Annotated in this window: 3 protein-coding genes and 1 pseudogene; 2 read left to right on the top strand and 2 right to left on the bottom strand. The window is 74.9% G+C overall.

Annotation, left to right across the window (positions count from 1 at the left end):
- Together SSBG_RS04045 and rsgA are read left to right on the top strand one after the other, a co-directional pair.
- Nucleotides 1–363 (top strand): annotated as a pseudogene (locus tag SSBG_RS04045) (biotin-dependent carboxyltransferase family protein); the annotation flags it as partial.
- A gap of 353 nt (nt 364–716) precedes the next feature.
- Nucleotides 717–1,865, top strand: a complete 1,149-nt coding sequence (gene rsgA / locus SSBG_RS04040) for a ribosome small subunit-dependent GTPase A (RefSeq protein WP_008744947.1) — start codon at nt 717–719, stop codon at nt 1,863–1,865.
- Nucleotides 1,866–1,938: 73 nt separating this feature from the next.
- On the opposite strand, the gene SSBG_RS04035 is transcribed toward rsgA, so the two are convergent.
- Together SSBG_RS04035 and SSBG_RS04030 are read right to left on the bottom strand one after the other, a co-directional pair.
- A complete protein-coding gene (locus SSBG_RS04035) occupies nt 1,939–2,421 on the bottom strand; it encodes a DUF456 domain-containing protein (protein ID WP_199781337.1) in 483 nt (160 codons plus the stop codon).
- A 276-nt stretch (nt 2,422–2,697) separates the two neighbouring features.
- Nucleotides 2,698–3,681, bottom strand: a complete 984-nt coding sequence (locus SSBG_RS04030; RefSeq protein ID WP_008744945.1) for a hypothetical protein — start codon at nt 3,679–3,681, stop codon at nt 2,698–2,700.
- Between the last annotated feature and the right edge of the window lie 50 nt (nt 3,682–3,731).

The following is a 3,731-nucleotide window of genomic DNA, read 5'->3' as shown; positions in this document are numbered from 1 at the left end:
CGGGACCGCGCGCCGACCGTGGTCACGCCCGGCGCCCTCGCGACGCTCCTGGAGAGCGCGTGGGAGGTCGGCGCGCAGAGCGACCGGGTCGGGATGCGGCTCTCCGGACCCGAGCTGGAACGCGTCCCGGACGCGGGGGAGCTGCCCAGCGAGGGGACGGTCGCGGGCGCGCTCCAGGTCCCGCCGTCCGGTCGCGCCGTGCTCTTCCTCGCCGACCACCCGGTCACCGGCGGCTACCCGGTCATCGCCGTCGTGACCCGCGCCGACGTGGACCGCGCGGCCCAGGCCCGCGCGGGCCAGCGACTGCGCTTCGCCACGACGGTCGGCCCGGCGCACGACGCCCACCGGCCACGCACGCCGTGAGGCCGTGCTGAGGCGGGGGCAGGGGACGAGGCCGTGGGACGGGGGGCGTGAGGCGGCGGCGTGACACGGATGGGGAAGCCCCGGAAAAAGAAGTGGCACGCGCGCGCGGCCGTTCCCTAAGCTGCGGATCGCGCCGTGCCACCGCGAGGGGGCACCGCCGCCATGCCGTACGCAGCGAGAGAAACAGGAGGTGCCGAAAGATGACGGTCTTCACGCAGGGCTCCGCCCGCCCTCAGACGTTCGTCCTCCGCCTCCCCGTGGCCACCGGCTGACACCACCTTCCGCGTTTCCACCGCGCGCCCTCCCGCGAGGGACCGGGCGCGCCGCCGGGGCCACCCTTCGAAGGGTCTCCCTTGTCTCTCTCCGCCTCCACCTCTTCCGCCTCCGCCGCCTCGCCCGCGCACCCTCTCGCCCCCTACGGCTGGGACGCGGGCTGGGGCGAGGCCTTCGCCCCGTACGGTGCCGAAGGGCTCGTCCTCGGGCGGGTCGTCCGCGTCGACCGCGGGCAGTGCGATCTCGCCACCGCCGAGGGCACCGTCCGCGCCGACACCGCGTTCGTCGTGCCCAGGGACCCGATGAAGGTCGTCTGCACCGGCGACTGGGCCGCCGTAGACCCCGCGGACACGGACCCCCGGTACGTGCGGACGCTGCTGCCCCGCCGCACCGCCTTCCTGCGTTCCACCTCCTCCCAGCGCAGCGAGGCGCAGATCCTCGCCGCCAACGTCGATGTCGCCGTCGTCGCCGTCTCGCTCGCGGACGAACTCGAACTCGGCCGTATCGAAAGGTTCCTGGCCCTCGGCTGGGAATCCGGGGCCACCCCCGTCCTCGTCCTCACGAAGGCCGACCTCGTACCGGATTCCGAGACCCGCGCCCACCTCCTCGCCGACGCCGCCTCGGCGGCCCCCGGCGTCGAGGTCCTCGCCGTCAGCGGGGACACGGGGGAGGGGGTGCCCGAACTGCGGCAGGCGCTCGCCGGGGGGACGTCCGTCCTCCTCGGCCGATCCGGCGCGGGCAAGTCCACGCTCGCCAACGCCCTCGCCGAGTCCCCGCACATGCGTGTCCAGGCCGTCCGTGGCCAGGACGGCAAGGGACGGCACACCACCACGACCCGCAACCTGATCCCGCTGCCCTCCGGCGGCGTCCTCATCGACACGCCCGGACTGCGCGGCGTGGGCCTGTGGGACGCCGGGCACGGCGTCGGCCAGGTCTTCGCCGAGATCGAGGAGTTCGCGGCCGGCTGCCGCTTCCTCGACTGCGCCCACGACAGCGAGCCGGGGTGCGCCGTCCGCGAGGCCGTCGAGAGCGGCACGCTTCCGCAGCGCCGCCTCGACAGCTACCGCAAGCTCCAGCGCGAGAACACCCGCATCGAGGCCAAGGCCGACGCCTTCCTGCGCGCCGCCCAGCGCCGCGAGTGGAAGAAGCGCGGCGCCGAGGGCCGCGCGGCGATGGACCTCAAGCGGTACGGGGCCGTGCCCGAGCGGGGACGCAAGGGACGCCGCTGACGGGGTGACCCACCGAGGCGGGTGCGGTACGGGCCACGTACCGCACCCGGCGCGCGGGCGCGGTACGGGCCGGTCAGCCCCACACCTCCGCCCCCACCCACGCCCCCGCGATCAGCAGGCAGCTGAACAGCTCCACCAGGACGCTCGTGCCCATCGCGCGCATCACCGTACGGGTCGAGGCCACCGCGTCGCCGTGACTGCCGAGCCTGCGCCGCTCGGCGAGGTACATACCGCCCACGTAACCGGGCAACGCCCCCACCACGGGCACCACGACGAAGCCGAGCACCGCGCCGGTCCCGGCCCACACCACCATCCGCCGGTTGACCCCCGAGCCCCGCACCCGCCGCTTCGGCAACAGCCAGCGCACGAGGTTGCTCAGCAGCAGCACGACGGTGGAGCCCACCAGCACCCCCCACGACAGCGGCCGCGGAGTCTGGAGCGCCCACCACAGGATCGCCGCCCACACCAGCCACGGCCCCGGCACCCCCGGCACCAGCACCCCGACGAGGCCGAGCAGCAGGACGAGGGCGACGACCAGGACCTCCCACACACTCATGGCCCCACCCTGCGCGCCCCCACCCACCCCCGCAGCCCGAACACACCCGACAAGCCCACATCCTCACCCCCGCCCCACCCCTCACCCCCGCCCCACCCAGTCCCGCCTCCCGCACAGCACCGCGAGCACCCGCACCGGTGTGCCGTACGCCAAGTGCGCACAGGGGAAGGGAGTTGCGGCGCTCCACGCCTTCGTGCGCCACGTCGCTGACAGGCCCTCCTCCTGCCGCGGCGCGCGGGACCCGGGGGTACGGAGGCCCGGTGGACGGGCCGCCTGTCACCGCGTCACCCATTCCCTTTCGTAGACGTGCCAGCCCAGCTGCAAGCGCGTCGTGGAGCCCGTCAGCTCCATCAGTCCCTTCACCCGGCGCTGCACCGTCCGCAGCCCGAGATCGAGCTGCTTGGCCACGCTCGCGTCCGTCATCCCGGCCAGCAGCAGCGAGAGCACCTCCAGGTCCGTCCGGTCCAGGCCCGGTTCCTCGCCTTCGGCGACCGCCCCGGCCGAGGCGCCGAGCCGCAGCGGCAGCGCCTCGCGCCACACCGATTCGAAGAGCCCGCTCAGCGCGTCGAGCAGCCCGCTCGCGTGCACGACGAGCGCGGCGGGCTCCGGACCGCGCGAGGTGAGCGGCACCATCGCCAGCGCGTCGTCGGCGACGACGAGCTTCGTCGGCACCTCGTCCACGACCCGTACCCGCTCCTCGCGCCCCAGCGCCGCCGACAGCTCGACCAGCCCCGAGGGCTGGTGCAGCACCGCGCGCTCGATCACCACGCGGTAGGCGACCCCCCGGCCCACCACCTGTTCCTCCGCGTCGTTCTCCATCCCCGACACGGCCATCGGCGAGCCCGTCACGAGCGCCCGCACCGACTCCTTCGCGCCGAGCTGGAGCTGGATGAAGCGCTGTGAGATGGCGGTCGTCCCCGTCACCACCTCCAGCAGGTCGTGCGCGGGTGTCCGTTCGCCGCGCGCCCGGTACTCCTCGGCGAGCAGCGCCGCCGCGAGTTCCGCCTGGTCCAGCTCGTGCCGCCGCTGGGTGAGGAGCGCGCCGAGCGCGACACCGGGCGGGGCCGCCACCCAGCGGCCGTGGCCCGCCGACGAACGCGCCGCGAGCCCGTGCCGCTCCAGGGTGTGCAGCGCGGCCCGCGTCTCCGCCTCACCCCGCCCGAGCCGCCGCGCGAGCACGCCCAGTTCGGCCGCGCCCTCCGCCACGAGTGCCCGGTACGCCGCCTCGTGCGGCTCTTCCAGTCCGATCGCGCCCAGCATCCTTTCCCCTCCCCCGCCTCACATACACAGACTTCTGGCGGAAAACAGCC

It is taken from the genome of Streptomyces sp. SPB074 (assembly GCF_000154905.1).
Classification (GTDB): Bacteria; Actinomycetota; Actinomycetes; order Streptomycetales; family Streptomycetaceae; genus Streptomyces.
Note: the sequence above shows the minus strand (reverse complement) of the source record. Positions and strands in the feature narration are given on the sequence as shown.